2 protein-coding genes are annotated in these 4,776 nt (G+C 76.5%); one reads left to right on the forward strand and one right to left on the reverse strand.

Features of this window, described 5'->3' with window-relative positions; all coding sequences use genetic code 11:
- Positions 1-4,266: Lhr family helicase (locus C1I99_RS29445; protein WP_199562436.1), on the reverse strand; the 4,266-nt coding region annotated here is incomplete at its 3' end.
- A 170-nt stretch (positions 4,267-4,436) separates the two neighbouring features.
- On the opposite strand from C1I99_RS29445, the gene C1I99_RS29450 reads away from it, so the two are divergent.
- Positions 4,437-4,776: hypothetical protein (locus C1I99_RS29450; RefSeq protein WP_111137450.1), on the forward strand; the 340-nt coding region annotated here is incomplete at its 3' end.

Below are 4,776 nucleotides of genomic sequence, written 5' to 3' on the forward strand. Positions count from 1 at the left end.
CCCACCGTCGGCCGGGTCGGCCAGCGCCCGGATCCGGTCGACCGCGCCGGGCACGGCGAACTGCGCCGCGCCCAGCCCTTCCACGAAGTAGCCCCGCCGGGCCGCCCCGCGCTCCTCCAGCGCGGCGAGCACCGGGTAGACCGCGGCGAAGCCGCCGGCCACCTGCTCGGCCACCACCGCGCCCCGGGTCACCACGCCGTGCCGTTCCAGCAGCACGTCGGCGAGGGCGGCGGCGCGGCGGGTCGGGTCGGTGTCGCGCTCCGGCAACCGGGACCAGCGGCCGGCGACGGTCGGCGGGCCGCCGCGGGTCGGCAGCGCGACCCGGCCCGGGCGCCGGTAGCGGGTGCGGGGCGCGGCGGGACGGGACCGGTGCGCCCCGCCGCCGCCGAGCACCGCCCGCAGCGGGGCGAGGGTGTCGTTGGTGAGGTGACCGGCCCAGACCAGGTCCCAGATGACGGCGGTCAGCGCGGCGTCGTCGGTCGCGCCCGCCCGGTCGGCGAGGGACCGGAAGAACAGCGCCTGCCCGTCGCCGAGCGCCGCCAGCACCGCCTCGTGCAGCGGGGTGAGGCTGAGCGCCTCGTCGGGCGGGGGGAGCAGCAGCGGGGCGGTGTCCGCGTACGCCAGGACGACCCAGCCGTCGCCCCCGGAGATCGCCCCGGCGCCAGCCCAGAGCACCTCCCCGCTCGCGCAGAGCTCGTCGAGTTGGGCGGGGGAGTAGTCGGCGACCCGGCCGGGCAGCACCAGCCGCTCCAGGGCCGACGCCGGCACCACCGCGCCCTGCAACTGCTCCACCGTGGCGGCCACCGCCTCCACGCCGCGGGCGGAGGAGCCGACCTGCTGCCAGCGGGGCAGGAACGCGGCCAGCGCCCGGGGCGGCACCGGCTCGATCTCCCGGCGCAGCGCCGCGAGGGAGCGGCGGCGCAGCAGCCGCAGCACCTCCGCGTCGCACCACTGGGTGCCCGCGGTGTCCGCGGTGAACTCGCCGGAGACCACCCGCCCGGCGCCGGCGAGCCGGCGCAGCGCCTGCTCCACCACGAAGACACCGAGCCCGAAGCGCGCCGCGCAGGTCGCCGCCGCGAACGGGCCGTGCGTACGGGCGTACCGGGCGACCAGGTCACCGAGCGGATCGGCCACCGGTGCCAGGTACGCCTCGGCCACCCCGACCGGCAGGGCCACGCCGAGCGCGTCGCGCAGCCGGGCGGCGTCCTCGACGACCACCCAGCGCTCCTGACCGGCGATCCGCACCCGCAGCACCCGCCGGGCGGCCTCCAGCCCGGTCAGCCAGCCGACCGCCACGCCCCGCTCGGCGAGTTCGTTGGTGGCCAGGTCGCCGACCACCCGCAGCAGCTCGACCACGTCCTCGGCGTCGCGGGGGCGGCGCTGCTCGGTGCGCCAGCGCAGCTGGCGTTCGGTCTCGGCGAGCACCGCCGGGTCGAGCAGTTCCCGCAGGTCGACGCGGCCGAGCAGCTCACCGAGCAGGGCCGAGTCGAGCGCCAGCGCGGCGGCGCGGCGCTCGGCCAGCGGGGCGTCGCCCTCATAGAGGAACGCCCCGACGTAGCCGAAGAGCAGCGACCGGGCGAACGGCGAGGGCTGGGCGGTCTCCACCTCGACCAGGCGTACCTTGCGGGCGGCCAGGTCACGCATCAGTTGGGCCAGGGCAGGCTGGTCGAAGACGTCCTGGAGGCACTCCCGGGCGGCCTCCAGCGTGACCGGGAAGTCGGCGTACTCGCGGGCGACGTCGAGCAGCTGCGCGGCCCGCTGCCGCTGCTGCCACAGCGGCTGGCGGCGGCGCGGGTCGCGGCGGGGCAGCAGCAGCGACCGGGCGGCGCACTCCCGGAAGCGGGACGCGAACAGCGCCGAGGTGCCGACGGACTCCTCGACCAGCTGGGCGATCTCGTCCGGTTCGAACACCACCACGTCGGCGCCCGGAGGCTCCTCGGCGGTGTCCGGCAGGCGTACGACGATGCCGTCGTCGGCGGGCATCACCTGGGCGTCCACGCCGTAGCGCTCGGTGAGCCGGCGGCTGATCGCCAGCGCCCACGGCCCGTTGACCCGGGCACCGAGCACGCTGTGCACGGCCAGCCGCCAGTCGCCCAGCTCGTCGCGGAACCGTTCCACCACCACCGTGCGGTCGTCGGGCAGGGAGCGGGTGGCGGCCCGCTGCTCGCGCAGGTAGGCCATCAGGTTGCCGGCCGCCCAGTCGTCCAGCCCACCGGCGCGCAGCGCCGCCACCGCCGTCTCGTCGTCCTGCCGCAGCAGGGCCCGCACCCGGGCGCCGATGGCCCGGCCCAGCTCCACCGGCCGGCCCGGCTGGTCGCCCTTCCAGAAGGGCATCTTCGCCGCCTGACCGGGGGCGGGGGTGACCAGCACCCGGTCGGGGGTGATCTCCTCGATCCGCCAGGAGGAGGAGCCGAGCAGGAACACGTCGCCGACCCGGGACTCGTAGACCATCTCCTCGTCCAGCTCGCCGACCCGGGCGGCCCGCTCGGCGCCGGCGAGGAAGACGCCGAACAGGCCCCGGTCGGGGATCGTCCCGCCGCTGGTGACCGCGAGCCGCTGCGCGCCGGGACGGCCGGTCAGCGTGTCGGTGGCGCGGTCCCACACCAGCCGGGGCCGCAGCTCGGCGAAGGCGGTGGACGGGTAGCGGCCGGAGAGCATGTCGAGCACGGCGTGCAGCGCGGAGTCGGGCAGCTCGGCGAAGGGCGCCGCCCGGCGGACCACGACGGCCAGGTCACCGACCCGCCACGGCTCCAGCGCGACCATCGCGACGATCTGCTGGGCCAGCACGTCGAGCGGGTTGCGCGGGTAGTGCAGCTCCTCGATGGCGCCGGCACCCATCCGCTCGGCGACCACGGAGCAGGAGAGCAGGTCGCCGCGGTGCTTGGGGAAGACCACCCCGCGGGAGACCGCCCCGACCTGGTGGCCGGCCCGGCCGACGCGTTGCAGCCCGGCGGCCACACTGGGCGGCGCCTCGATCTGCACCACCAGGTCGACGGCGCCCATGTCGATGCCGAGTTCGAGGCTGGAGGTGGCCACCACGGCCGGCAGCTGGCCGGACTTGAGGGCCTCCTCGATGTGCTTGCGCTCCTCGCGGGAGACGCTGCCGTGGTGCGCGCGGGCGATCACCGGTGGCGCCCCGGCCGCCGCGCCGGCCTGCGCCATCAGCTCCGCCGGCGGGCGGCCGGACCGCGCCGGGCCGGTCCACCCGTCGCGGGCCGGACCGGCGCTGGCCGCCGGCGGGCCGCCGCCACCCGCTGGTTGGCCGGGCCCGGCTGCCGCGCCGGCGGGATCGTTCCACCCGTGGCGGGGACCGGCCGGTGGGCCGGCCAGCTCCTCCGCGGCCAGCTCGTTGAGGCGTGCGCAGAGCCGCTCGGCGGAGCGCCGCGAGTTGGTGAAGACGATGGTGGAGCGGTGCGCCCGGATCAGCGCGAAGACCCGCTCCTCCACGGCCGGCCAGATCGAGGCCCGGCGCGGGCCGAGCCCGCCGAGTTCGTCCTCCGGCTGCTCCTGCTCGTCGAGGCGGGTCATGTCCGCCACCGGGACCTGGACGCTGACCTCGATCGTCTTGGCGGTGGGGGGCGCGACCACGTCGACGGGGCGGGCGCCGCCGAGGAAGCGGGCGCAGGTGTCGACGGGCCGGACGGTCGCGGAGAGGCCGATCCGCTGCGCCGGTGTGGGCAGCAGCTCGTCGAGGCGCTCCAGGGAGAGCGCGAGGTGGGCGCCGCGCTTGGTGCCGGCCACCGCGTGCACCTCGTCGACGATCACCGTGCCGACCCCGCGCAGAGAGTCGCGGGCGGCGGAGGTGAGCAGCAGGAACAACGACTCGGGTGTGGTGATGAGGATGTCCGGCGGGGTACGGGCGAAGGCCCGCCGCTCGTCGGCCGGAGTGTCGCCGGTGCGCATCCCGACGGTGATCTCCGGCGGGGCGACGCCCAACCGGGTGGCGGCCTGCCGGATGCCGGCGAGGGGGGCGCGCAGGTTGCGCTCGACGTCGACCGCGAGCGCCTTGAGCGGGCTGACGTAGAGCACCCGGCAGCGGTGCCGGGGGTCGGCCGGGGCCGGCTCGCGGGCCAGCCGGTCGAGCGACCAGAGGAATGCGGCGAGCGTCTTGCCGGAGCCGGTGGGCGCCACGACGAGGGCGTTGCGGCCGGCGGCGACCGAACGCCAGGCGCCGACCTGGGCGGCGGTGGGCGCGGCGAACGCGGCGGTGAACCATTCCCGGGTGGCCGCACCGAATCCCGCCATCACATCCGTCACGCCATCCATCCTGCCCGGGCCGCGTGACATTTGGCCCCGGCCGGACGCTGATTCTGTCCGGGTCCGGCTCTTACGCGCCGGATGCGACGTTGAGCGCGTTAAGTCTTACTTAACTGCTTGCTTGTGCCGCGCAACATAAAGTAACTTCACTCGCAACGCGGACGGGGTGGAGGGATCGGATGGCCGTCGAGCAGCGGAGCTTCGAGCCCGGCACCGACGTGCTCATCCGCAAGGTCGACAGTCATCTCGCCGCCGTCCGCGCCGGCCTCAGTGGCCCCGAGTTGGAGCTCGCCGAGGAACTGGCCCGGGTCCTGCGGGAACTGGTCGTCTCCACCGCCCAGGCCAGCGCCGCCGACCGGGGTCAGGTCCGCGCCGCGGTGCACTTCTTCGTGCTGCGCCGGGAGAGCCGGGGCCGGTTGCTGTCGGTGCGCTCGCTCGCCGCCGCCCAGCGGGTGGTCAACCGGGTCGTACGCCAGCTCGGCCGCCCCGACCTGCTGGTCGAGGCCCCCTGGGGCCGCC

The organism is Micromonospora deserti (genome assembly GCF_003236335.1).
GTDB lineage: Bacteria > Actinomycetota > Actinomycetes > Mycobacteriales > Micromonosporaceae > Micromonospora > Micromonospora deserti.